The sequence below is a fragment of the Pseudarthrobacter sp. YAF2 genome (genome assembly GCF_052113345.1).
In the GTDB taxonomy this organism is placed as follows: Bacteria; Actinomycetota; Actinomycetes; order Actinomycetales; family Micrococcaceae; genus Arthrobacter.
In genome coordinates, this window is record NZ_JBFRDA010000020.1 from 21,367 (window position 1) to 43,063 (window position 21,697).

18 protein-coding genes, 1 tRNA gene and 1 other RNA gene are annotated in these 21,697 nt (G+C 66.1%); 10 read left to right on the top strand and 10 right to left on the bottom strand.

Annotation, left to right across the window (positions count from 1 at the left end):
- Positions 1–6 precede the first annotated feature (6 nt).
- Positions 7–103: signal recognition particle sRNA small type (gene ffs / locus AB4Y79_RS18680), an RNA gene on the bottom strand.
- A gap of 386 nt (positions 104–489) precedes the next feature.
- Here ffs and AB4Y79_RS18685 point away from each other — a divergent pair.
- Positions 490–574, top strand: a tRNA-Ser gene (locus AB4Y79_RS18685).
- 88 nt (positions 575–662) lie between these two features.
- Here the strand turns inward: AB4Y79_RS18685 and AB4Y79_RS18690 are convergent.
- Positions 663–1,598, bottom strand: a complete 936-nt coding sequence (locus AB4Y79_RS18690; RefSeq protein WP_441864998.1) for an oxygenase MpaB family protein — start codon at positions 1,596–1,598, stop codon at positions 663–665.
- Positions 1,599–1,783: 185 nt separating this feature from the next.
- Between AB4Y79_RS18690 and AB4Y79_RS18695 the strand changes: the two genes are divergently transcribed.
- From AB4Y79_RS18695 to AB4Y79_RS18705, 3 genes are all read left to right on the top strand, one after another.
- Entirely contained in the window at positions 1,784–3,226 is a 1,443-nt protein-coding gene (locus AB4Y79_RS18695) for a peptidoglycan DD-metalloendopeptidase family protein (protein ID WP_441865001.1), read from the top strand.
- 57 nt (positions 3,227–3,283) lie between these two features.
- A complete protein-coding gene (locus AB4Y79_RS18700; RefSeq protein WP_441865004.1) occupies positions 3,284–3,796 on the top strand; it encodes a glutathione peroxidase in 513 nt (170 codons plus the stop codon).
- A gap of 161 nt (positions 3,797–3,957) precedes the next feature.
- Positions 3,958–4,887 (top strand): phosphodiesterase, encoded by a 930-nt coding sequence (locus AB4Y79_RS18705; RefSeq protein WP_441865007.1) that lies wholly within the window; start codon positions 3,958–3,960, stop codon positions 4,885–4,887.
- 55 nt (positions 4,888–4,942) lie between these two features.
- Here AB4Y79_RS18705 and AB4Y79_RS18710 read toward each other — a convergent pair whose 3' ends face one another.
- Both AB4Y79_RS18710 and AB4Y79_RS18715 read right to left on the bottom strand, forming a co-directional pair.
- The gene (locus AB4Y79_RS18710; RefSeq protein WP_441865010.1) at positions 4,943–6,580 is read right to left on the bottom strand and encodes a stealth family protein; all 1,638 of its coding nucleotides are present in this window, start codon (positions 6,578–6,580) and stop codon (positions 4,943–4,945) included.
- 49 nt (positions 6,581–6,629) lie between these two features.
- Positions 6,630–7,559 carry a hypothetical protein gene (locus AB4Y79_RS18715; protein ID WP_441865013.1) on the bottom strand — a complete coding sequence of 310 codons (930 nt, stop codon included), beginning with the start codon at positions 7,557–7,559 and terminating at the stop codon, positions 6,630–6,632.
- A 137-nt stretch (positions 7,560–7,696) separates the two neighbouring features.
- On the opposite strand from AB4Y79_RS18715, the gene AB4Y79_RS18720 reads away from it, so the two are divergent.
- Both AB4Y79_RS18720 and AB4Y79_RS18725 read left to right on the top strand, forming a co-directional pair.
- On the top strand, positions 7,697–7,996 hold the full coding sequence (locus tag AB4Y79_RS18720; protein ID WP_026264985.1) for a type II toxin-antitoxin system VapB family antitoxin: 300 nt from the start codon (positions 7,697–7,699) through the stop codon (positions 7,994–7,996).
- Positions 7,989–8,663 carry a LytR C-terminal domain-containing protein gene (locus AB4Y79_RS18725; protein WP_441865015.1) on the top strand — a complete coding sequence of 225 codons (675 nt, stop codon included), beginning with the start codon at positions 7,989–7,991 and terminating at the stop codon, positions 8,661–8,663. Before AB4Y79_RS18720 ends, AB4Y79_RS18725 begins: the two co-directional genes overlap by 8 nt.
- Here AB4Y79_RS18725 and AB4Y79_RS18730 read toward each other — a convergent pair.
- Positions 8,635–9,321 (bottom strand): TetR/AcrR family transcriptional regulator, encoded by a 687-nt coding sequence (locus tag AB4Y79_RS18730; RefSeq protein WP_441865017.1) that lies wholly within the window; start codon positions 9,319–9,321, stop codon positions 8,635–8,637. The two genes, AB4Y79_RS18725 and AB4Y79_RS18730, sit on opposite strands and share 29 nt — an antisense overlap.
- 35 nt (positions 9,322–9,356) lie before the next feature.
- Positions 9,357–10,055 carry a DsbA family oxidoreductase gene (locus AB4Y79_RS18735; protein ID WP_441865019.1) on the bottom strand — a complete coding sequence of 233 codons (699 nt, stop codon included), beginning with the start codon at positions 10,053–10,055 and terminating at the stop codon, positions 9,357–9,359.
- A 213-nt stretch (positions 10,056–10,268) separates the two neighbouring features.
- Between AB4Y79_RS18735 and AB4Y79_RS18740 the strand changes: the two genes are divergently transcribed.
- Together AB4Y79_RS18740 and AB4Y79_RS18745 are read left to right on the top strand one after the other, a co-directional pair.
- Complete coding sequence (locus AB4Y79_RS18740) at positions 10,269–11,330, top strand: glycosyltransferase family 4 protein (RefSeq protein WP_441865021.1); 1,062 nt, start codon at positions 10,269–10,271, stop codon at positions 11,328–11,330.
- 58 nt (positions 11,331–11,388) lie between these two features.
- Entirely contained in the window at positions 11,389–13,557 is a 2,169-nt protein-coding gene (locus AB4Y79_RS18745; protein ID WP_441865023.1) for an amylo-alpha-1,6-glucosidase, read from the top strand.
- 53 nt (positions 13,558–13,610) lie between these two features.
- On the opposite strand, the gene AB4Y79_RS18750 is transcribed toward AB4Y79_RS18745, so the two are convergent.
- The gene (locus AB4Y79_RS18750; RefSeq protein ID WP_441865025.1) at positions 13,611–14,144 is read right to left on the bottom strand and encodes a GNAT family N-acetyltransferase; all 534 of its coding nucleotides are present in this window, start codon (positions 14,142–14,144) and stop codon (positions 13,611–13,613) included.
- A 15-nt stretch (positions 14,145–14,159) separates the two neighbouring features.
- Positions 14,160–15,119 carry a D-2-hydroxyacid dehydrogenase family protein gene (locus tag AB4Y79_RS18755; RefSeq protein WP_441865027.1) on the bottom strand — a complete coding sequence of 320 codons (960 nt, stop codon included), beginning with the start codon at positions 15,117–15,119 and terminating at the stop codon, positions 14,160–14,162.
- Positions 15,120–15,286: 167 nt separating this feature from the next.
- On the opposite strand from AB4Y79_RS18755, the gene AB4Y79_RS18760 reads away from it, so the two are divergent.
- On the top strand, positions 15,287–16,459 hold the full coding sequence (locus tag AB4Y79_RS18760) for an MFS transporter (RefSeq protein WP_441865145.1): 1,173 nt from the start codon (positions 15,287–15,289) through the stop codon (positions 16,457–16,459).
- Positions 16,460–16,695: 236 nt separating this feature from the next.
- Here the strand turns inward: AB4Y79_RS18760 and aceB are convergent, their stop codons facing one another.
- Both aceB and aceA read right to left on the bottom strand, forming a co-directional pair.
- Entirely contained in the window at positions 16,696–18,348 is a 1,653-nt protein-coding gene (aceB, locus tag AB4Y79_RS18765; RefSeq protein WP_441865029.1) for a malate synthase A, read from the bottom strand.
- Positions 18,349–18,607: 259 nt separating this feature from the next.
- Positions 18,608–19,924 (bottom strand): isocitrate lyase, encoded by a 1,317-nt coding sequence (gene aceA / locus AB4Y79_RS18770; RefSeq protein ID WP_441865031.1) that lies wholly within the window; start codon positions 19,922–19,924, stop codon positions 18,608–18,610.
- A gap of 149 nt (positions 19,925–20,073) precedes the next feature.
- Here aceA and AB4Y79_RS18775 point away from each other — a divergent pair, with 149 nt between their 5' ends.
- Entirely contained in the window at positions 20,074–21,585 is a 1,512-nt protein-coding gene (locus AB4Y79_RS18775) for a helix-turn-helix domain-containing protein (protein WP_441865033.1), read from the top strand.
- Positions 21,586–21,697: the final 112 nt, after the last annotated feature.

A 21,697-nucleotide genomic window follows, 5' to 3' on the forward strand; every position in this document is an offset into this window, starting at 1 on the left:
GGGAATAGTAAAGACCCCCCATGCACCCGCCAGAGCCCATTTACCCTTGCTACCTTCCGGTCCTGGGGGAGTTCAACAGGATGACGCCACATGAGGGGCCGTCAAACACTTTACCTGAACATACGGCGCGACTCGAATCGACCATCCGCGACCGTGACAGCGGTGGCGCAAAGCGGAAAACGTCGGTCAGGTCGTGGAATTCCATTGCTTATCCCCCGGACACCCACGATCATTTGTATATACACCGATTGGGGCAATCTCAAGATTGTGAGCTGCGTGGCCTGGCTGAACGGACCGGACCCGGCAGCTCAACGGTGCGGCAACACGGAATGGGCGCGTTGGGGGCGTCCATTGCCGGGCCGGGGACGCAGCCTGGCGGGGCCCTGAGGGTCCTGCCGGGCACGTTCGAAAACAAGCCCTTCCCGGGCCAATTGGGCGATGCGGAAAAGTTCAGGTAATCTGGTACCTGCTTTTGATTCAGAAGCAGTTGGAGAATTCGCCTAGCGGCCTATGGCGCACGCCTGGAACGCGTGTTGGGTTAACGCCCTCGGGGGTTCAAATCCCCCATTCTCCGCCGGTTGGGACCCGGTCCTGGCAGCTGCCAGGACCGGGTTCTTTCTTTTAATCAACCCGGCATTCCCCATGGGATGGCGGGCAGCAGGTCAGGCCAAATCCGCGGCGGGTCCGCCCAGGCGCCGCAACCGCTCCAGCGCAGCTGATTCACTGGGACCCTTACGCCTGCGAAGTCCGCCAAGGGCGAGATGGACGACGCCGAGCACCACCTTCGTTGCCAGCCTCACCGGCAAGGGGAAGGGACCCAGCCGTGGAACAGTCAGGCCCAGCATCCGGCGGTACCGGGGCTCCAAACTGTAGACGGCACCGGCGAACAAGACGCGGTAACCCGGCCTCAAAAGTGGATGGAGGGGAGCGTTGCGGATGAACTCCACCGTTTCCTTTACCCGGCTGTCTGCCCGCAGTTCGCCCTGCTCATACCAGGCGTCCAACTGGCTGCGCATCTGCGCCCCGCTGACCGGCGGCTCCTCCACGCCCATGAGCAGGCCGGCCTGGGCCCACTCTCGGACATACGCATCCTCTCCGCCGGGGATGGGGCCGCCCCAGATTTTGTGGGCGGCCAGGAACCCGTCCGTAAAGGCGATGTGGATCCAGGCCGCCAGCCCTGGATCGTTGGCGCTGTACGCGCGTGCCGCGCCGCCGTTGTCCTGGTAGCTGCCTTGCACCGGCTCATGGAGGCGGCGGACGCGCCGTGATGCCTCTTCCGAGGCAGCCGTAGAACCGTAGGTCACCGTGAAAATCCAACGGATGGTATTGGCGAGCCGGCGGAGGGGATCCTCGCGGAAATTGGAGTGCTCGTGTACGCCTGCCAAGGCCCCGGGATGGAGCGACTGCATGAGCAGCGTCCGGATTCCCCCCACGATGGGTGACATGGAGCCGTGCACCGCCCACACCGCCGAACCTGGCAAGTGGTAGCCGGCGTCGTCGCCCTCCGCGAGCCGCAGGGACCATTCCGGCGGTGCGTCGGCGTTCCCGGAGAACGTCTTCTTGATTTCATCCCGCCACGTACGAAGGGCATTGCGCATGAGCCATTCTTGCCCATTTCAGCCAGCGCGTCAGTCTTCGGAGCAGGGTGCAGGCGCCGCCCACCCCTAAGGCCCACAAAAAACCCGCATTGTCCTGCTCCAGGGTTCCCCGGCGGACTGACCTGTGGTCCCATGGGACGTACCGTCGAGACAACGTGCGGCACGCCCCGTCCTGGAGTGAATCAATGGGCAAGCATTGGGTGCCCGGTAACAGCAAGCCGGTCCAGCGTACATTCCCCCACGTGGCCCGTGCCCTGGCCACTGCCGGTGTGCTCGCGGCTTCCGTCTATGCCGTCAATCTTTCCATCGATTCAGCAGGGCCGGTACGGTTGGCCGGCGCGGTGGACCGGACCGGGACTCCCGGTGCCGTGGCGTCGGCCGGGGTGTTCGGGGCTGCCAACACCCAGCCGGTGCAAGGCAACCCTGAGACGCCGGCCTCGGACCAGGTTGGTGCCGGGTCCCTTCCGCCGGCGATCGCCTCCGATCCCCATGCCACCCTGGCTTTCCCGCATGCAGCGATCGGCGGTTTCCAGGATCCAGCGGCCGGCCTGACAGTCGGACCGGCAGGTGTGGGCCGGCCACCGGAAGGCTTCCTGATGGCACCGCTCCAGTTGCTCGTTCCGAGCTCGCCCTTCGGTTTCCGGGTGAGTCCACTCAGTGGGACGGCGGGGGACTTCCACCTTGGCCAGGACTATGCGGCCGCCTGCGGAACCCCTGTCTATGCGGCCGACGCCGGGGTGGTTCGGGCTGCAGGATGGCATCCCTGGGGCGGTGGCAACCGGGTGGAGATCGATCACGGCGACGGCCTCGTCACCACGTACAACCATCTTGAGTCGATTGGCGTCCATACCGGAGACCGGGTCCAGGTGGGCCAGGTCATCGCCCGCGTGGGAACCACCGGCTGGTCCACGGGCTGCCACCTGCACTTCGAGACCATCCAAAACGGCCGCTACACCAATCCGTTGAACTGGAGCTTCCTCCAGCTCCGCGCCCTGGGCCAAGCGCTTCCGGCCGGCATGGTTTCCTACGGTCCCGGCCCGGGGTTGTCCGACGGCAGGATCAGCTGGACCATCCCGCTCCTGGTGGACCGGGGCACGTCCCCGGCCGCCGGCCTGGAAGCATCGCCCGTGCCGTCGCCGCTGCTGCCTGCCACGGAGCAATACGGCACCGTCCTGCCAACGTCCAACGGGCAGTTGACGACGTCGGCCCCGCCGGCGGCTGCGGCGCCTTCGCCCGGTGCGCCGTCGCCATCGTCCGACCCTGCACCCAGCGTCCCGACGGCGTCCCCGTCGCCGTCACCGACGGATCCAACTGCCACACCCACTGATCCAGCTCCGGCGCCCGCTCCGACGACTGATCCGACGACGTCGCCCACTGATCCGTCGCCGTCGCCGTCGCCGTTACCGACTGATCCGACTCCCGCACCCACTGATCCAGACCCGGCGCCTGTCCCGACGACGGTTGACCCGGCGCCTGCCCCGACGACGGTGGACCCGGCGCCTGCCCCGACGACGGTGGACCCGGCGCCTGCCCCCACGACGGTCGAGCCCACACCCGCCCCGACGACGCTCGAGCCGGCGCCTGCCCCCACGACGGTCGAGCCCACACCCGCCCCGACGACGTCGTAGGCCAAGGAATTTTTGGTCCGGACCCGTACACCGTGCCGACGGCAACGAATTCCCCGTATGAGCTTCCTTCCGCAGACACAGCGCCCGGCACCCCTCTACCCGATCCCGCTGCACCTCAATGACGGCACCAGGACGAGTTTCGGCCAATTCAAGGGAATAGTCGTGTTGGTGGTCAACGTCGCCTCCAACTGCGGCTTCACGCCCCAGTACGCCGGCTTGGAGGCCCTCTACGGAAAGTTCCGCGAGCGCGGGTTCGAGATCCTGGGTGTCCCGTGCAACCAGTTCGCCGGCCAGGAGCCCGGAACGGACAGCGAAATCGCGGAGTTCTGCGAGCGCAACTTCGGGGTTACGTTCCCACTAACTGCCAAGGCGGACGTCCGTGGCAGGAACCAGCACCTGCTGTATTCCGAGCTCACCAAGTTCCGGACCGGCCTGCTTCCGGGGGTGGTGAAGTGGAATTTCGAGAAGTTCCTGGTGGGCCGTGACGGCACTGTCGTGGCCAGGTTCGGTCCCACCGTCGAGCCGGATTCGCCCAAGGTCATCGAAGCGATCGAGGAAGCGCTGGGCTGAAAGGCCGGGCCGGCCGAATTAAGTCTGCAGAAGCGCAGTTCTTTTTATTTTTTCCACATCAGCTCCGGCGATTCACCCCAAGTTTGCCAAATGTCTGATTGGATAAATATTACTGAAGGGTACAAGGGAAGAACGGCTTCCCACCGACCATAGAGGTAGCAATGGAGCACATCGAGGCCGAGCATCCCCGGCCACGCCACTTCCTACTCCACTTGAGCGATCCCCACCTGTTGGGAGGTCCAGAACCCCTCTACGGAACCGTCGACAGCGAAGCACGCCTCATCCAGCTCTTCGAGGAAGTCAAGGCGTCCGGCGCGAGGCCGGAGGCAGTGATTTTCACCGGCGACCTTGCCGACAAGGGCGATCCCGAAGCGTATGTGAAACTGCGGGCCATCGTGGACCCTGCGTGCGAGGAGCTCGGCGCCGAGGTGATCTGGGCCATGGGAAACCATGACGACCGCGCAAACTTCCGCCGGGGCCTGCTGGACCAGCCCGGCACCGATGAACCGGTGGACCACAGCTATTTCATCAACGGGTTGCGCGTCATCACCCTGGACACCACCGTCCCCGGGTTCCACCACGGCGAGCTGAGTGCCGGGCAGCTGGAGTGGCTGGCGCGGCAGCTGGAAACGCCTGCCCCGGACGGAACCATACTGGCGCTCCACCACCCGCCGGTCCCTTCGGTACTCGATCTTTCGGTGCTGGTGGAACTGCGTGACCAAGCCTCGCTGGCAGCGGTGGTCCGTAACTCTGACGTCCGCACCATCCTGGCCGGCCACCTGCATTACTCCACCACGGCCAGTTTCGCCGGCGTCCCGGTCTCGGTCGCTTCCGCCTCCTGCTACACCCAGGACCTCAACGTTCCGGTGGGAGGCACCCGCGGGCAGGACGGCGGCCAGGCCTTCAACCTGGTGCACGTGTACGAGCACACGATTGTGCACTCCGTGGTGCCGATGGGCCATGCGGCCACTGTGGGTGAGTACGTCTCGCCTGAGGAAACCGCCCGGCGCCTGGAAGCTGCCGGAGTCCGGATCCCGGAAACCGCCAAGCAGCGTCGCAGCACCAAGCAGGGAGTGAGCAGCCGGAACTAGGAGCGGCGGGTTCCTGGGAGAGTCAGTCGGTAAGTCCGGGCATTCGTGCCTGGACTTACTTTTCCCAGGGCGCCTTGATAGGGAAGTACTTTTCCAGGAAGTCGGTCACGGCTTCTGCGCGCTCGTCGGCACTGACTTCGGGGAAACTGCCGTCGTTCAGGCAGAAGAAGTCCATGTTCCGCTTGGCGAGGAGCTTGGGCAGGTAGTTCAGGCCCGCCCGCATGGTGGTGTCCACGTAGCGCACCTTCGCTGCTGTCTGCGTGACGGCGCGCCCCGTCAGCAGGGCGTAGTAGTGGTAGAACGAGTTGGTGACGGAGATGTTGTCGGCCGCGCGGAACCTGCTGGCCGCCGTCTTCCGGAACTCCTCCGGGAACTCCTCCTCCATCTGGGCTACGAGGCTGCGCCGCAGGGGAGCGGCGGTGTGCTCCAGGTGGCGGGTGGTGATCCGGCCGAACCGGTTCCAGAGGAGCTTGCGGTTGACCCGGGCGGCGTTTTCAAACCCGCTGCGCTCCGCGGCGTTCTCGCCCAGGCCGATCCTGGTTTCGGCCTCGATGAACTTGGTGATGCCGCCAGGGGTGAAGAACATGTCCGGGCCTACCGGCCGGCCAAAGAACATGTCGTCGTTGGAGTAGAGGAAGTGCTCGGACAACCCCTCGATGTGGTGCAGCTGGCATTCGACTGCCTGGGAATTGTGCGTGGGCAGCACGGAGGAATCGGCAAAGAACTCTTCGCTGCGGACGATCGTGACGGACGGGTGCTCTGCCAGCCAGGCGGGAGCGGGGGAGTCCGTGGCGATGAAGATGCGGCGGATCCATGGTGCGAACATGTATACGGAGCGCAGTGCGTACTTCAGCTCGTTGATCTGCCGGAACCGGGCCTCATGGTCGTCGCCCTCGCCAAGGACCACGCCCTGCTGCTGTGCGCGGCGGGCGGCAATGTATTCCGGAGAGCTTCCGTCCACCCAGGAAAAGACCAGGTCGATGTCGAAGCTGATGTCGCTGGCATGGTCGGCAAACATGTTCTCGATGGTGGGCCAGGTGTGGCCGTAGCGTTCCACGGTGCCGCGGACAGCGTCCTGCCGCAGCATGGTCCGGCGGGTCAGGGAGTTCTCGATGGGGAGGATCAGTTCCTCGCCTTCGAAGGACCACAGCTCGATCTGGACGCCGGCGGACGCGCCGAATTCGAAACCGCCCACCGGTTCCACCCGCGGGCGGTACAGGCGGAAGATCCGGGCCTGCCGGTTGGAGGACAGCTCACCGTCGGCCACCAGGACGGAGGTCTTCTTCTTGGCATCCACGGTCATGGAGTAGAAGGGCTCGTCCCGGCACGCCTCCACCAGGGCCGCGCGGAGTTTCTTCCGGTTCTTCCAGTCCAGCGCCACCACGGGCCGGTCGTTGTTGCCGCGGACCAGGAGGTAGGCGAGGCCGGCGTTCGCCAGGACGTTGCGCAGGAACAGCAGGTCTTCCACCATGGCCTGGTAAGGGGTCCTGGTGTCGTTGATCAGGGCGTATCGGCCCTTGTGCCGGATGACGTCGGGGCGGTGCCTGAGCCGCTGCTCCGCCGCCGCCGACGTAATCTCAGCGTGAAATTGTTCCTCCACGGACGCTTGGCCGCCGTAGTAGACCTCGTCCTGGACCGGTGCTTCTGTAATGGTTGTCTCCGTGGTGGTCGAAGTAAGCTTTCTTACCTGCATGATAGTCCTGCCGTAGTAACAGCAGGTTTCGGACCGCCGCGGCAGGGGCTCAGGCGCCCAGTGCCTCCCGCCAGGCACGCAGGAAAGCGCCGCCGGCGTCGTCGTGGATCACCGTGGTGTCCAGCCCCAGGTCCGCTGCCGTAAGAACCGGGTAGGGCTTGCTGGGCACGCCATCCGCGGGCCGGACGTCAACGTGCTTTACCGGGTGGTCGTTGTGGTGCAGCCAGTCGGCCATCGCATAGTCGGTCCGGGAATCGCCCACCGTCCGCCAGGCCTGCGGCGTGATGCCTTCGGCGGCCAGCAGTTCCACCGCGCGGCTCGCGCCGAGGTCCTTGCCCAGCCGCACGGACTCGATGTCCGTGGAGATGATGGTGGGATCCACCCGGTAGTCCACTTCGTCGTCGGAATTGGGCGCATGGTGGTCCAGCCGCACGACGCCCAGGCCGTGCCGGCCCATGAGCTCCATGGCGTCAGCGTCGAACAGTTTCTGCTCGGCCAGGTAATCGGCGCTGGGCACGTCGATGTGCTGCTCCACCGAGACCATGGCCCGTTTGGTTTCGTCAAAGAACATGTGGGCGGCGTAATCCTCCGCCACCAGGCGCCGGACGTCATCGCCGTACCCTGCGGGCACGGCCAGCTCCCGGTCCACGTGGATGGGACCGGGCCCGGTGGAGGTGTAACTGAACCATACGGCGCCCTTTTCGCAAACAGCGTGGATGACGGTTCCTGCCGGGATCCCGGCGGCGATCATCGGTTCCATGACCTGCTCCCGGATGAACGCGTCCGAGCGGCCAGTGTTGAAGACGACCGGAATTCCGGCCGCTGCGAGTGCCACCAGGTCAAGGATGATGTCCGGCTTCACGTCGCGCGTCACCGGGCTTGCCACCGGCCCGTCCACATCCAGCAGCAGCGCCAGCGGGGGCGTGGCAGGCAGGCGGGTTCCGGGCGCGGACATGGCAGGGGACTCGGATGCGGTCATGGTTCCATTCTGTCAGCAGGGACCGCCCTGTTGCCCGGGAACGGAGCGATGTGACGGATGGTCACTGTTTGGCTACAACCTGGCGCCGGACCGCCGGGATACTTTCGCTGGGGCAACGCGGTGCCTACTGTTGCATGGTGATATTCAAAGCTGTGGGCGAGGGCCGCCCTTACCCCGACCATGGTTACAGCACCCCGAAACAGTGGGCGTCGCTGCCGCCGCGGCCGGTCCGGCTGGACGAACTGGTGACCACCAAACGCACGCTGGACCTCGAAGCGCTGCTGGCCGAAGACTCCACCTTCTTCGGCGACTTGTTCCCGCACGTGGTGCAGTACCAGGGAACCCTTTACCTGGAGGACGGCCTGCACCGTGCGGTCCGGACGGCACTGCACCAGCGCACCGCGATCCACGCCCGGGTCCTGGTGCTCGATGGCTAGCCGCGGGCCGAAGGACCTCAGCGTCCTGCACGGCCACCGTGTGGTGTCCGGCGCCGAGTTGCGGGCTGCGATGGAGGCGGCCAAAGACGCCGACGAAACGGCCCGGGTCCGCCGCCGCGTTCTGCACGGTGTGGTGCTGGTCCTGTTAATGGGGATGATCGCCGCCGCCATCATCGTTGCCCTGGCCATCATTAACGGGCGCCTGAAGGTGCCGACGGCCGAGCCGAGCCAGAAGCCTGTGTCGTCGTGCCCTGCTGCGGTGTTCGACTACACGCCCAATGACAAGATCAACCTCAACGTCTATAACTCCACCACCCGGGCCGGCCTGGCCCGTTCCGTGGCGGATGAGTTCCTGGCGCGGAAGTTCGTGGTGGGCAACGTGTCGAACGTCAACGCCGGCTACCGGGGCGTTGCAGCGGTGGTCTCGGGCGCGGCCGGGCAGGCCGCCGCCTTCACGGTGCAGCGCAATGTGCCGGGGTCCGACTACTTCCAGGACAGCAGGACCGACGCCAGCGTGGACGTGATCCTGGCCCATGACTTCGCGGCGCTCGTCCCGGCCGAGCTGGTGGACCAGACCCCCGGCACACTGGGCTGCCCCAGGGAAAGCCGCCGCACGGCGGACACCAACAAGCTTCCCGTTACGCCGGCAGCCGTCCCGGCGCGCTGACCAGGCCTTGGCCGGCTGCCGCCGGGAGGCCGGCCACGGGCAGGGGCTGCCCGCCGTCGTCGAACCTTGCCCCGGCCCCCAACTGGATGAACCGCACAGTCCTGGCCACGCGCGCTTCCAGCTCGGCAGGTTCGTCACTGCCCCTGGCGGCACTGGAGGACAGTGTGCCCAGGATCAACTGGGCCTGCTGCCCCACGTCAGCCACCGGCAGGTAGCCCTGCTCCATGCCATCACGAAGGATGCCCTGCAGCAGGGTGCTGAGCTCGCTGACATGGTCGGAGAGTTTTGCAAAGGACGACGGCGACAGCACCGCCCCCATGGCCGGTCCGGGCGGGAGGTGGCGGCGGCTGAGGTCAACCACCTGGGCACGGACGTACAGGGCCAGCCGTTCCACCGGGTTCTGCAGGCGGCCCAGCGAGTCGCGCAGCTCCGTGAGGAACTTCTCCGTCTCCTCCAGCGCGTACGAAATCAACAGTTCTTCGATATCCGCGTAGTAGTTGTAGACGGCGGTACGGCCCACCCCTGCGTGCCGGGCCACGTCCGTCATGGTCAACCCGGGAAGGCCGTGGGTGAAGAGGAGCTCGCCGAAGGCTGTGAGGATACGGCGCTGGGTGTCAGCGCGTTGTTCGGCGTTGCTGGCCGCTGAAATCCTGGGCATGCAGACACTTTACCGCGATGTGTCAGTAAAAGGCGCTAGATTGCGCAGCCGTCCGGCCCGCAGGCCCCGGCCTCGGCGGAATTGACGAGCACCAACGGGTCGGCTTCCTGCCACGCCTGGTTGAGCGCACGCGTGAACGTCTCCGCGGGCTGGGCGCCGGACAGCCCGAACTTGCGGTCGATGACAAAGAACGGGACACCGCTGATGCCCAGGGACTGGCCTTCCCGGAAATCGGACCGGACAGCGTCCGAGTACTTGTCAGTGGTGAACAGTTCGTCCACCTCGTTGTCCGGCAGGCCCAACTCCCGGCCCAGGCCGGCCAGGTACTCCCGGCTGCCGATGTCCTTGCCGTGCTCAAAGTGGTCGCTGAGCAGGCGCTCCTTGGCCGCGTCCTGCTTGCCGTGGGCGGAAGCGAGGTGGATCAGCCGGTGTGCCGTGAAGCTGTTGGCCACCACCACCTTGTCGAAGCGGTAGTCCAGGCCCTCGTCCCTGGCCTGGTGCGCCACATGCTCGAACATTTGCGAGACCTGCTGGGCCGGCATCCCCTTGCGGCTGCTCAGGTATTCCAACTCGGTGCCATCGAAGTGATCCGGCAGGCCGGGATCCAACTGGTAGCTCCGCCACACGACTTCAACGGCATCCCGGTGCGGGAAGGATGCCAGGGCAGCCTCAAAGCGGCGCTTGCCAATGAAGCACCACGGGCAGGCGACGTCGGACCAGATCTCAATCTTCATGGTCTGCATAACCGGCCGGCAGGGGTTGCCATTCCGGCCGGCGGCTATGAGTTATCCCACAAGGGGGTCTTGTGCGCTGCGCCGTGGTGGGCAATAGTTCTGAAGTAGGTGAAGCAGACGCCACAAACTTAGAAGACCACGGGACCTGCATGTCCCGCGGCGGGATGTGCCTGGCGGCTGGGGAGCTCGGGCCTCGTTCCTTGGAGGCCAGATATGCGAATTGGACTTATTGCGGGGCCATGGATTCCCATTCCTCCTGTCACCTACGGAGGCATCGAAAGGGTTGTGGATACCTTGGCGCGGGGCTTTCTGGCCGCCGGCCACGAGGTACTGCTGGCCGCGCCAACCGAAAGCGCCTGTCCTGTTCCGCTGGTACCGGGAATGCGGCCTGCGTCCCGGGACGATCTCGGCTTGACCATGTCCGAACTCAGCCACGTGATCCGGGCCTACAAGGGGCTGCAGGACGTGGACGTCATTCACGACCATACGTTGGCCGGCCCCCTCTATGCCGGCCGTCCCGCCAATGTCCCGGTGGTCACCACCATCCACGGCCCCCTCCACAAGGAGGCCGAGGACCTGTACCGGGCCATGGCGCGGAATGTGGCCATCGTGGCGATCTCCCGTGACCAGGCGTCCCATGCTCCGGAAGTTCCTGTCACCCAGGTGATCCATCACGGAATGGACGTTTCCGCCGTCCCTGTTGGCAGCGGACGTGGCGGGTACCTGTGTTTCGTGGGGCGCGCGTGCCATGACAAGGGTCTGCTGGAGGCCATCACGATTGCCCGGCGCGCCGGTATGCACCTGAAGATCGCTGTCAAGATGAAGGAACCGGACGAGATCCGCTATTTCCGGGAGGTCATCGAACCGATGCTCGGGCCCAACGAGGACTTCGTGGGGGAAGTCGACGATGCCGCCAAGTACCGCCTGATGGGTGAGGCTGCGGCCTTCCTGAACCCCATCCAGTGGTCAGAACCCTTCGGCCTGGTGATGATCGAGGCGTTGGCCACCGGGACTCCCGTCATCGGGACGCGGATCGGCTCGGCCCCCGAGATCGTGGAGCACGGCCGCACGGGCTTCCTGGGGCAGCTGGAGGAACTGCCGGGTTTCGTTGAGGCTGCCCCAGGCCTCAGCAGGGAACGTTGCCGGGCGTCAGTGGAGGAGCGGTTCAGTGCCCAACGGATGGTGGCGCAGCACCTCAGGCTCTTTGACGACCTGCTGGCCGGGAGATTGCCGGGAGGGGTTCCGGTTACCCCGCCGGTGCACCAGAATCGTTAAGGGGGCAGGCTGGCTTTCAGCTCCCCGGCAACATTCCGCCTGAGAAGGGAGCCCTTCCATGACCGCTTGGAATGAGGACAACGAGGCTGGAGGATCCGACGTCGGGGCCGTCACCGTCCTGGAGGGTTCTTCCTTTTGCATCTCCTCCGGCACGGGTGACATCAGCCCTGACGCCGGCACCAACGGCGCCTTCTTCCAGGACACGCGCATCATCTCGCGCTGGATGCTCCGCATCAACGGCTCGTTGCGCGAACCCTTGTCTGCCCAGCGTCCGCAACCGTTCGAGGCCACATTCGTGGGCCGCGCCAAATGGCCCGGCGGCAGGTTCGATAGTCCCCTGGTGGTCCGCCAAGTCCGCCACATCGGTCCAGGGCTGCAGGACGACATTTCCCTGGAAAACTATGCCGCCGAACCCGTGGAGTGCGACATCGAGCTGCTCGTGGACGCGGACCAGGCAGACCTCTTCGAAGTGAAGGGCGGCCGCACCAGCGGCCTGGACGACACGACCCGGGCCGTCCAGGACGGCAGGCTCGTCATCGAAGCCTCACGGCATGGCCAGCAACGAGGCTCCGCCGTCGGCGCACGGGGAGCAGAGGTCAGCACGGACGGGCTGCGGTTCCATGTCACTGTTCCTGCCCGCGGCAAGTGGAGCACCAGCGTCATTGTGGTGCCCCTGGTCAACGGTGAGCCACCGGAGGAGCCCTTCAAGGAGGGGCGGCTGCCGCACCACCGCGAAGGCGTGCGCCGGCACCTGGACTGGGAGGAAGGCGTTCCGCGGATCAGCATTGAGGACTCCGGCTTCCAGAACGTGCTCAACCGGAGCCAGAGCGATCTTGGTGCCCTGCGCATCTTCGACCCGCACCATCCCAACCGTGCCGCGGTGGCGGCCGGGGCGCCCTGGTTCATGGCGTTGTTCGGCCGGGACTCGCTGCTGACGTCCTACATGAGCATGATGGTCAACCCCAACCTCGCCCTGGGCACGCTCCAAACGCTGGCCGGGATCCAGGGCAGGAAAGTGGATGTGGATTCCGAGGAGGAACCCGGCCGCATCCCGCACGAGGTCAGGCTCGGGGTCACTGCCGGCCTTTCCCTGGGAGGTACGGCGTACTACGGCACGGCCGACGCAACCCCCCTTTTCGTGTCCACTTTGGGCGAGCTGAGCCGGTGGGGACTCTCGCGGGACGCGATCCGGCCGCTGTTGGCGCACGCGGACCGGGCCCTGGAATGGATCGAGAAGTACGGCGACCGCGACGGCGACGGCTTCGTGGAGTACCTCCGGCCCAACGACCATGGCCTGGTGAACCAGGGCTGGAAGGACTCCTGGGACGGCATCAATTTCGCGGACGGGACCATCGCGGAAGCCCCCATCGCGCTCTGCGAGGTCCAGGCCTATGTCTATGCGGCCTACCTGGGCAGGTCGCTGCTGGCCCACTGGACCGGGGATCCGGACCTGGAAAAGCATTGGTCCGACAAGGCCGCGGCCTTCAAGGAGGAGTTCAACAAGAGGTTCTGGCTGCCGGACAAGGGCTACTTCGCGGTGGCCCTGGACAAGGACAAACGGCCCGTCGATGCGCTGACCTCCAACATCGGCCACTGCCTCTGGACGGGCGTCGTGGACGAAGACAAAGCCGTGTCCGTCATGGAGAACCTGATGTCGCCGCAGATGTTTACCGGCTGGGGCATCCGAACACTGGCTTCGGACATGGGCGCCTACAACCCTGTCAGCTACCACAACGGCTCGGTGTGGCCCCATGACACGGCATTGGTGGCCACCGGTCTGATGCGGTACGGGTTCGTGGACGAGGCCAAACGGGTGGCCTTGGGGATCCTCGATGCCGCCCGGCATTTCGACGGCCGCCTGCCGGAACTGTTTTGCGGGTTTGACCGTGGCGAATACCCCGGCCCGGTTCCGTATCCCACAGCATGTTCGCCCCAGGCCTGGGCCGCGGCGGCGCCGGTGCAGCTGGCGCGGATTCTGTTGCGGTTCGACCCCGTCTTCACCCGCGGGGTGGTGCACCTGGCTCCGATCCTGCCGGAATCCGTGGGAACCTTCCGGGCGGAAAATGTCCTGCTGGATACCAGCCGGGTGACCATCAGTGCCACCGGATCCAGCGGCACCATCGAAGGCCTGCCGCCAGGCCTGAAGCTCCTGGCCGAACCGCGGCCGCCGCTTGCCTACCCGTTGGAGGAGGCAGCCGCCGGCCCCGGTGTCCGCAGGCTCAACTAAGGAGGAGCACTGGCACGGCTGCACTGGCCAGGCCCCGCCGGGGGTCTTTGCCCCTAAGGGAGGGGCCGTTGCAGCACGAAGTCGTGTTCCACAGTGCTGCCCAGCCGGAAGGACTTGGTTCCTGCCTTGCGGAAACCGGACTTTTCATAGAAGCGGATGGCCCGGGCATTCTGGCTGTTGACGCCCAGCCAGGCTCCGGCGGCGCCGGATGCTGCGGCAGCCTCGAGGCTGGCGTGCATGAGCTCAGCGGCAGCGCCCAGCCCGTGGTAATCCGGGTGGACGTAGCACTTGCTGATTTCCACTGACGGCAACAGCGTCAGCGCGGAAGCCACGTCCGGGTCCGCGGCGGGCCGGTCCACCAACAGACTGTAGCCGGTGAGTCGGCCGTCAGCGTCGATGACCAGGATGGTGGTGTCCGGATCCGCGAGGTAACCCCTGAAGTGTTCTTCGCTGAGCGTGTTGGCCAGGTGCGCGGCAATGTCGGACGGTGACGACGACGGCGGGCACGCCAGCGGGAAGGTGACGGCCGCCAGCGCGGCCAGCGGGCCGGCGTCGTCCGCTGTTGCTGTCCGGATGGTGTGGGTCATGCGGTTCCTCCCGGCTCAGGCCGTGATGGTGCGGATGGCCGAGCCGGCCAGCCAGGCGGTGATGTCCTCGACGGCTCCGCCGTAGAACTGCCGGTAGCTTTCCTGCGTGACGTAGCCCAGGTGGGGCGAGAGCACCGTGTTTGGTGCGGCCAGGAGCGGATGCCCGGCCTGCAGCGGTTCCTGGTCGAAGACGTCCAGGGCGGCGCCGCGGATCCACCCCTCGGTCAGCGCCCTGAGGAGCGCGTCCTGGTCAACCAGGGGACCGCGTGCCGTGTTCACCAGGATGCCCTCTGGGCCGAGCAGCCGCAGTTCCTCCTCGCCCACGATGTTTTCGGACCGCGGGGAGAGCCGCAGGTGGAGGGTTGCGACGTCGGCGATAGTGAAGAGTTCCTCCTTGGAGACCAGGCGCGCGCCGGCTTCCGCCGCGGACTCCGCCGTCAGGTTCCGGCTCCACGCCACCACGTCCATCCCGAAAGCCTGGCCGTACGCTGCCACCCGCCGGCCGATCTTGCCCAGCCCCACGATGCCAAGGGTCTTCCCGGCCAGCTCAAAGCCCACGGTGGACTGCCAGGTACCGGCGCGCAGCGAGTTTTCCTCGGCCGGCAGGTGCCGGGCGAGGGCCAGCAGCAGGGCCCAGGTCAGCTCCGGGGCGGCGGTGGGGGAGCCGGGCGTGCCGCACACGGTGACCCCGTGCTCGCTTGCCGCAGCGACGTCGATGGAGGCGTTGGCCATGCCCGTGGTCACCAGCAGTTGAAGGGCCGGAAGCTCCTCGAACACCTCACGCGGGAACGCGGTCCGCTCCCGCATGGCGATAACCATGGTGGTGTCCGCCAACGCCGAGACCAGGGCGTGGCGGGAAGCGAAGGGCTCCCGGTACGAGGTGACGGTGACGCCCGCCGCCTCCAGTGCCGTGAAGTCGGCGAAGCCGTGGGCCACGTCCTGGTAGTCATCAAGGATGGCAAGCCGGTGCGTCATGGTGGTCCTTTGCGGTGTCCATTCGTCCAAGGTCACGTTCATCGTATGGCAGGGTTTTCCGGGAGGGCGCCTGGAGCCCGGGGCACGCGCGGCGTGATAGCAATGAGGGTGATGAATCCAAGCCCATTCCCGATGTTGTCCCTGTGAGCGCCGGCGTCCTTTCCCGCATGCCCAAGAGCTGGATCCTGCTGGCCTGCATCGGCCTGCTGGCCCTGAACCTTCGGGGTCCCTTCGTGGCGGTCGCGCCCGTTGTGGACCTCATGCAGGCGGAACTGCACTTCTCGCCGGTCCTGCTCGGCTTGCTGACCAGCATCCCCGTGCTCTGCTTCTCGCTCGCTGCTCCGCTGGCCTCCCTGGCGGCGCGGAGGTTTGGGGCGGAGTTCGCCGTCACCTTGACCATCCTGGGGGTGCTGGCCGGAGTGCTGGTCCGCTCCGCCGGCGGCCCGGTACTGGTGGTGGCCGGTACCGTGCTCATCGGGGTGGCCATCACGGTGGGCAACATTGCGGTGCCCCTGATCATCCGCCGCGATTTCGCGCCGCGCCGGCAGGGGACCGCCATGGGGATTTACACGGCAGCGTTGAATATCGGGTCATTCCTGACCTCGGTGGCCATGGCGCCGCTGGCCGCGTTCACCGGGTGGCGGCTTGCGCTGGCCGCCGTCGCCGTCCTTGCGGTCGCCGCCATTGTGGTGTGGGTCCTGGCCGTGGGGCCGCGCACGGCTTTCCTGGTATCGGGTGAGGGGGACGACGGGGACGGGCCGCAAGCCCCGGCGCGCAGTTCCGGCTGGACCACCTTCGGACTGACTGCGGGCTTCGGCGGCCAGGCCTTCTCCTACTATGGCGTGACCGCCTGGCTGCCCAGCTACCTGCACGACGAACTGGCCATGTCCACCACCGAGGCCGGCGCCGCGTCCTCGATCTTCCAGATCCTGGCGATCGTGGGCGGACTCGGCGTTCCGTTTGCAGCCAAATACATGAGCACGACGGCGGTGGCGGTCACGTTGGGGACGTTGTGGCTTGCCGTTCCCGTGGGGCTCCTGGTCCTGCCGCAGCTGTGGTGGCTGTGGTCCACGTCCGGCGGCATCGCCCAGGGCGGCGGCATCACGCTGATCTTCATCGCCATCATCAAGCTGGCCCGCGACCAGGCCTCCGCCGGCCGGATGTCCGCAACGGTCCAGGGCCTTGGCTACTGCCTCGCCGCCGTTGCCCCTCCGCTGGTGGGCTTCGTCCACGACACGTCCGGGTCCTGGACGCCGGCCCTGCTGGTCATCCTGGCCTCCGTGGTGACCTTCTTTGCCAGCACCACCCTGTCCGTGCGAAAGGTGCCCAAGGGCCGCTAAGGCGCGGTGCGCCATCGTCCCCTACCCGCCCGACATTCCCCAACGCCCGCTCATCTAATGCAGGAATTACGGGGACGCCCGCTCACTTTCTTTGGGAAAGTGAGCGGGCGTTTTGGGTTTTCCCGCATCAAATGAGCGGGCGTTTGATGGTGCTCCGTCGCCGGGCCGGCGCCCCGGATTTCTGGGGGCCTGTTGCGGAGGGCGTGCCGGCCCGGCGGACGGAAGTTCCCGATGGGTCAGGCGGCCGCCAGTTCCTCGACCGTGGCTTTCTCGCGGGCCTCGGTGAGGTAGCGGGCGTAAGCGGGGAGGGTCAGGAAGGACGGGAACTCACGGCTGAGCGTGACTTCCTCGAAGATGTCGCGGGCGTCCTCGAACCGGTCGCCGTCGAAGCGTTCCAGCCGGGCGAATTCCTCGTCCAGGAGTTCCTCCACCCATTCGTGGCTGATGATCTCGCCGTGGTCCGTGATGGCCCGGGCGTAGATCCACTGCCACAGCTGGGAGCGGGAGATCTCCGCGGTGGCGGCGTCCTCCATGAGGTTGTGGATGGCAACGGCGCCGTTGCCGCGGAGCCAGGACTCGATGTAGCGGATGCCCACTTCGATGTTGTTCCGGATGCCCTGTTCGGTGATGGTGCCGGTGGTGGCGGCCACGTTGATCAGGGCGCGGTCATCGGGGGTGACGTCCTCGCGAAGCCGGTCCAGCTGGTTGGGCTTGGCGCCCAGGACGCCGTCGAACACTTCCCGGCACACGGGGACCAGGTCGGGGTGGGCCACCCAGGAACCGTCGAAGCCGTCGTTGGCCTCGCGGGTCTTATCGGCGCGGACCTTCTCCAGCGCGTTGGCGTTGGCTTCCGGGTCCTTGCGGTTGGGGACTGCTGCCGCCATACCGCCGATGGCCATGGCGCCTCGCTTGTGGCAGGCACGGACCAGCTGTTCGGTGTAGGCGCGCATGAAGGGTTGGGTCATGGTCACCTGGCCGCGGTCGGGGAGGACGAAGCGGGGTCCTCGGGTGCGGAAGTTCTTGATCAGGGAGAAGATGTAGTCCCAGCGGCCGGCGTTCAGGCCTGAGGCGTGGTCCCGCAGTTCGTAGAGGATCTCCTCCATTTCGAACGCGGCCGTGATGGTTTCAATCAGCACGGTGGCGCGGATGGTGCCCTGCGGTATGCCCAACAGGTCCTGGGCCAGGACGAAGATGTCGTTCCACAGCCTTGCTTCGAGGTGGTTCTCGATCTTGGGGAGGTAGAAGTAGGGGCCCTTGCCCTGGGCCAGGAGGCGGCGTGCGTTGTGGAAGAAGAACAGGCCGAAGTCCACGATGCCGCCGGCGATGGGCTGCCCGTCGATGAGCATGTGCTTCTCGGGCAGGTGCCAGCCGCGGGGGCGGACCACAATGGTGGGCAGGTCACCGGCCGGCTTCAGCTTGTACTCCTTGCCTTCCTCGCTGGTGAAGTCGATCCGGCGTTCCAGCGCGTCGGTGAGGTTCAGCTGCCCCTTGATGACGTTGCGCCAGGTGGGGGTGGAGGAGTCCTCCATGTCCGCCAGCCATACCTTGGCCCCGGAGTTCAGGGCGTTGATGGTCATTTTCTTGTCCACCGGACCTGTGATCTCCACACGGCGATCCTCCAGACCCGGGGCCGGGGGAGCGACCCGCCACGACGGATCATTCCGGATTTCCTCGGTTTCCCGCAGGAAACGGGGGTCCGCGCCGGCAGCAATATCGGCCCGCCGTGCCCGCCGTGCCTGCAGCAGCTCCTGCCGCCGCTCAGCGGTAGCCCGGTGCAGCTTTGCAATGAAGGCCAGTGCATCCGGCGTGAGCACCTCGTCCTGCCGGCAAATGGGCTGCGCGGTGAGGGTTATGCCATTGATCGTAAAACTGTCAGTGAAGCTGTTCATTTCAGTCTCCTTAAAGACGAAAGGGAAGTTCGACGGCGGCGCTTGGCACATGAGGTGAGCTTGGCACTAGGCCGAGGAGCCGGTGTCGCGGCAGCGTGCGTAAAAGGGGCCCTGTGGCCGGCTTCGTCCTCGCTCAGCGAGGTAAGAAGCCGGCCATGGGGAATAGCACGCCGAGCGATGCCGGTCCGAAGGCCGGAGGCAAAGCCCGCCGAGCGATGCCGGTCCGAAGGCCGGAGGCAAAGCCCGCCGTCGTAAGTTACTAGTGGAACTGGCCCTCTTCGGTCGATCCGACCAGTGCGAGGGTGGAGGCGTTGGGGTTGAGCGCCGTGGAGATGGTGTCGAAGTAGCCGGTGCCGACTTCGCGCTGGTGCTTGGTGGCGGTGTAGCCGCGGGATTCGGAGGCGAATTCCTTTTCCTGGAGCTCGACGTAGGCGCTCATGCCTTCACGGGCGTAACCGTGGGCGAGGTCGAACATCGAGTAGTTCAGGGCGTGGAAGCCGGCCAGGGTGATGAACTGGAAGGTGAAGCCCATGGCGCCGAGTTCGCGCTGGAACTTGGCGATGGTGTCGTCGTCCAGGTGCTTGCGCCAGTTGAACGACGGCGAGCAGTTGTAGGAGAGCATCTGGTCCGGGAACTCGGCCTTGACCGATTCGGCGAACTTGCGGGCCAGCTCCAGGTCCGGGGTACCGGTTTCCATCCAGATGAGGTCCGAGTAGGGGGCGTAGGCCTTGGCGCGGGCGATGCAGGGTTCGATGCCGTTGCGGACCTTGTAGAAGCCCTCGGGGGTGCGTTCGCCGGTGATGAATTCCTGGTCCCGTTCGTCCACGTCCGAGGTGATCAGGGTTGCTGCCTCGGCGTCGGTGCGGGCGATGACGACGGTGGGGGTACCGGCGACGTCGGCGGCCAGGCGGGCGGCGTTCAGGGTGCGGACATGCTGCTGGGTGGGGATGAGGACCTTGCCGCCCAGGTGGCCGCATTTCTTCTCCGAGGCGAGCTGGTCTTCCCAGTGAACACCCGAAGCGCCGGCCTGGATCATGGACTTCATCAGTTCGTAGGCGTTGAGGGGTCCGCCGAAGCCGGCCTCTGCGTCAGCAACGATGGGGACCATCCAGTCCTCGACGGTCTGGATGCCTTCGGAGAATTCGATCTGGTCGGCCCGGAGCAGGGCGTTGTTGATGCGGCGGACCACGGTGGGCACCGAGTTGGCGGGGTAGAGCGACTGGTCCGGGTAGGTGTGGCCGGAGTTATTCGCGTCCGCAGCGACCTGCCAGCCGGAGAGGTAGATGGCGCGGAGGCCGGCCTTGACCTGCTGCACCGCCTGGTTGCCGGTGAGGGCACCCAGGGCGTTGGTGTACTTGCCTTCCTTGTGCTCCTCGGTGAGCTGCTTCCACAGCTTCTCCGATCCGCGGCGGGCCAGGGTGTGCTCTTCGGAGACACGGCCCCGGAGACGGACGACGTCGGAAGCTGAGTAGTCCCGGGTCACACCTTCCCAGCGGGGGTTGGCGGCCCACTCGAGCTCCAGGGCGGCGGCCTGCTGTTCGGGCGTCTGCTGGGTGGGCTCAAATGCTGCAGTCATCGTTGATCTCCTTGATTGAGCTCCGGAGGAGGTGGGTGGGAACCGCGTCGTTGAGGTTCCCACCGGCCTATCCGGTGCGGTGTTTCTTTCCGTAGCCACTACTTTTCAGCACTTTCAACCCCCTTTCTAGATAGAAAGTATGGAAAGAAATGCACTTCTTCCCGTATTCTTCAAAAATGTCACCTTCAAGCTGGAACCGGGACGTTTCGCAGCCGCCGTCCGCCGCCGTGGCGGAACTGGACGTCATCGCCTTGGGCCGCCGTGTCCGCCATCTGCGCAAACAAGCCGGGCTTACCCTCGATGACCTGAGCGCCGCCGTCGGCACCGCTCCAAGCCAGCTCAGCCTGATCGAAAACGGCAAGCGTGAGCCCAAGCTGACCCTGCTCCAGCACCTCGCGGGGGCGCTCAATGTCAGCATCGACCAACTGCTGGGGGCCGAGCCGCCCAGCCGCCGCGCCGCCCTTGAAATCGAGCTGGAGCGGTACCAGCGCGGACCGCTGTACGAGTCCTTGGGCCTGCCCAGGATCCGCATCAGTTCGCGGCTGCCGGTGGACGTGCTGGAAGCCCAGGTGGGGCTGCTGCACGAGCTCGAACGGAAGATGAACGAGCAGGTGGCCACCCCCGAGGAAGCCCGGCGGGCCAACGGCGAACTGCGGGCCATGATGCGGGAGCGGGGGAACTATTTTCCCGAATATGAAGCGGAGGCCCAGAAGGTCCTCAAGGAGGTGGGCTACACCACCGGTCCACTGAGCCAGCACGTTATCGCGGACATCGCCGCGCACCTGGGTTTCACCCTGCACCATGTGGGCGATCTGCCGCACTCCACCCGTTCCGTGACCGACTTGAAGAACCGCAAAATTTACCTGACGCAAAGCCAGCGGCAGGACCACGACCCCCGCTCGGTGCTGCTCCAGGCCCTTGGCCATTATGTCCTGGGGCACGAGACGCCCAAGAACTACGGCGACTTCCTGGCCCAGCGCGTGGCCACCAATTACTTTGCCGCCGCCCTGCTCCTGCCCGAGCAAGCCACGGTGGAATTCCTGCAAAAAGCCAAAGCCGCCAAGGAGATCGCGGTGGAGGATATCCGCGACGCGTTCGCGGTCTCCTACGAGACAGCAGCGCACCGGTTCACCAACCTGGCCACCAAGCACCTGGGGCTCACCACGCATTTCCAGAAGACCCACCAAAGCGGCATCATCTACAAGGCGTATGAGAACGACGGCGTGAACTTCCCCCAGGACCACACCGGCGCCATTGAGGGCCAGCCGTCGTGCAAGGCCTGGACGTCAAGGGCAGTGTTCGACGTTCCCGACAAGTTCAGCGCCTACAGCCAGTACACGGATACACCGTCGGGCACGTACTGGTGCACCGCCCGCACGGAGCGCTCTGCCGCCGGAGAATTCTCCCTGAGCATTGGGGTGCCCTACCAGCACGTGAAGTGGTTTCGCGGCCGGGAGACCACCGCCCGGGCCACCTCCAACTGCCCGGATCCCACCTGCTGCAAGCGCCCGCCTGCCGAGCTGACCAACCAGTGGGCCGGGAACGCCTGGCCCTCGGCGCGGGCGCACTCGCACCTGCTGGCCGCCATGCCCCCCGGTGCCTTCCCGGGCGTGGACGAGACCGAGGTGTACAGCTTCCTGCAGGCCCACTCGGGGAGCTAAGCCACGCCCGCTCACATACTGCCGGTTTTCCCCACACGCCCGCTCAGGTCTTGCCGTTATTCCATACACGCCCGCTCAATTTCTTCGGAAAGTGAGCGGGCGCTTGGGTTTA

What these genes read in the sequence shown, in the direction of transcription:
- AB4Y79_RS18690 (WP_441864998.1), bottom strand. Translation starts at nt 1,598, where the DNA reads ATGCGCAATGCCCTTCGTACGTGGCGGGATGAAATCAAGAAGACGTTC.
- AB4Y79_RS18695 (WP_441865001.1), top strand. Translation starts at nt 1,784, where the DNA reads ATGGGCAAGCATTGGGTGCCCGGTAACAGCAAGCCGGTCCAGCGTACA.
- AB4Y79_RS18700 (WP_441865004.1), top strand. Translation starts at nt 3,284, where the DNA reads ATGAGCTTCCTTCCGCAGACACAGCGCCCGGCACCCCTCTACCCGATC.
- AB4Y79_RS18705 (WP_441865007.1), top strand. Translation starts at nt 3,958, where the DNA reads ATGGAGCACATCGAGGCCGAGCATCCCCGGCCACGCCACTTCCTACTC.
- AB4Y79_RS18710 (WP_441865010.1), bottom strand. Translation starts at nt 6,580, where the DNA reads ATGCAGGTAAGAAAGCTTACTTCGACCACCACGGAGACAACCATTACA.
- AB4Y79_RS18715 (WP_441865013.1), bottom strand. Translation starts at nt 7,559, where the DNA reads ATGACCGCATCCGAGTCCCCTGCCATGTCCGCGCCCGGAACCCGCCTG.
- AB4Y79_RS18725 (WP_441865015.1), top strand. Translation starts at nt 7,989, where the DNA reads ATGGCTAGCCGCGGGCCGAAGGACCTCAGCGTCCTGCACGGCCACCGT.
- AB4Y79_RS18730 (WP_441865017.1), bottom strand. Translation starts at nt 9,321, where the DNA reads ATGCCCAGGATTTCAGCGGCCAGCAACGCCGAACAACGCGCTGACACC.
- AB4Y79_RS18735 (WP_441865019.1), bottom strand. Translation starts at nt 10,055, where the DNA reads ATGAAGATTGAGATCTGGTCCGACGTCGCCTGCCCGTGGTGCTTCATT.
- AB4Y79_RS18740 (WP_441865021.1), top strand. Translation starts at nt 10,269, where the DNA reads ATGCGAATTGGACTTATTGCGGGGCCATGGATTCCCATTCCTCCTGTC.
- AB4Y79_RS18745 (WP_441865023.1), top strand. Translation starts at nt 11,389, where the DNA reads ATGACCGCTTGGAATGAGGACAACGAGGCTGGAGGATCCGACGTCGGG.
- AB4Y79_RS18750 (WP_441865025.1), bottom strand. Translation starts at nt 14,144, where the DNA reads ATGACCCACACCATCCGGACAGCAACAGCGGACGACGCCGGCCCGCTG.
- AB4Y79_RS18755 (WP_441865027.1), bottom strand. Translation starts at nt 15,119, where the DNA reads ATGACGCACCGGCTTGCCATCCTTGATGACTACCAGGACGTGGCCCAC.
- AB4Y79_RS18760 (WP_441865145.1), top strand. Translation starts at nt 15,287, where the DNA reads ATGCCCAAGAGCTGGATCCTGCTGGCCTGCATCGGCCTGCTGGCCCTG.
- aceB (WP_441865029.1), bottom strand. Translation starts at nt 18,348, where the DNA reads ATGAACAGCTTCACTGACAGTTTTACGATCAATGGCATAACCCTCACC.
- aceA (WP_441865031.1), bottom strand. Translation starts at nt 19,924, where the DNA reads ATGACTGCAGCATTTGAGCCCACCCAGCAGACGCCCGAACAGCAGGCC.
- AB4Y79_RS18775 (WP_441865033.1), top strand. Translation starts at nt 20,074, where the DNA reads ATGCACTTCTTCCCGTATTCTTCAAAAATGTCACCTTCAAGCTGGAAC.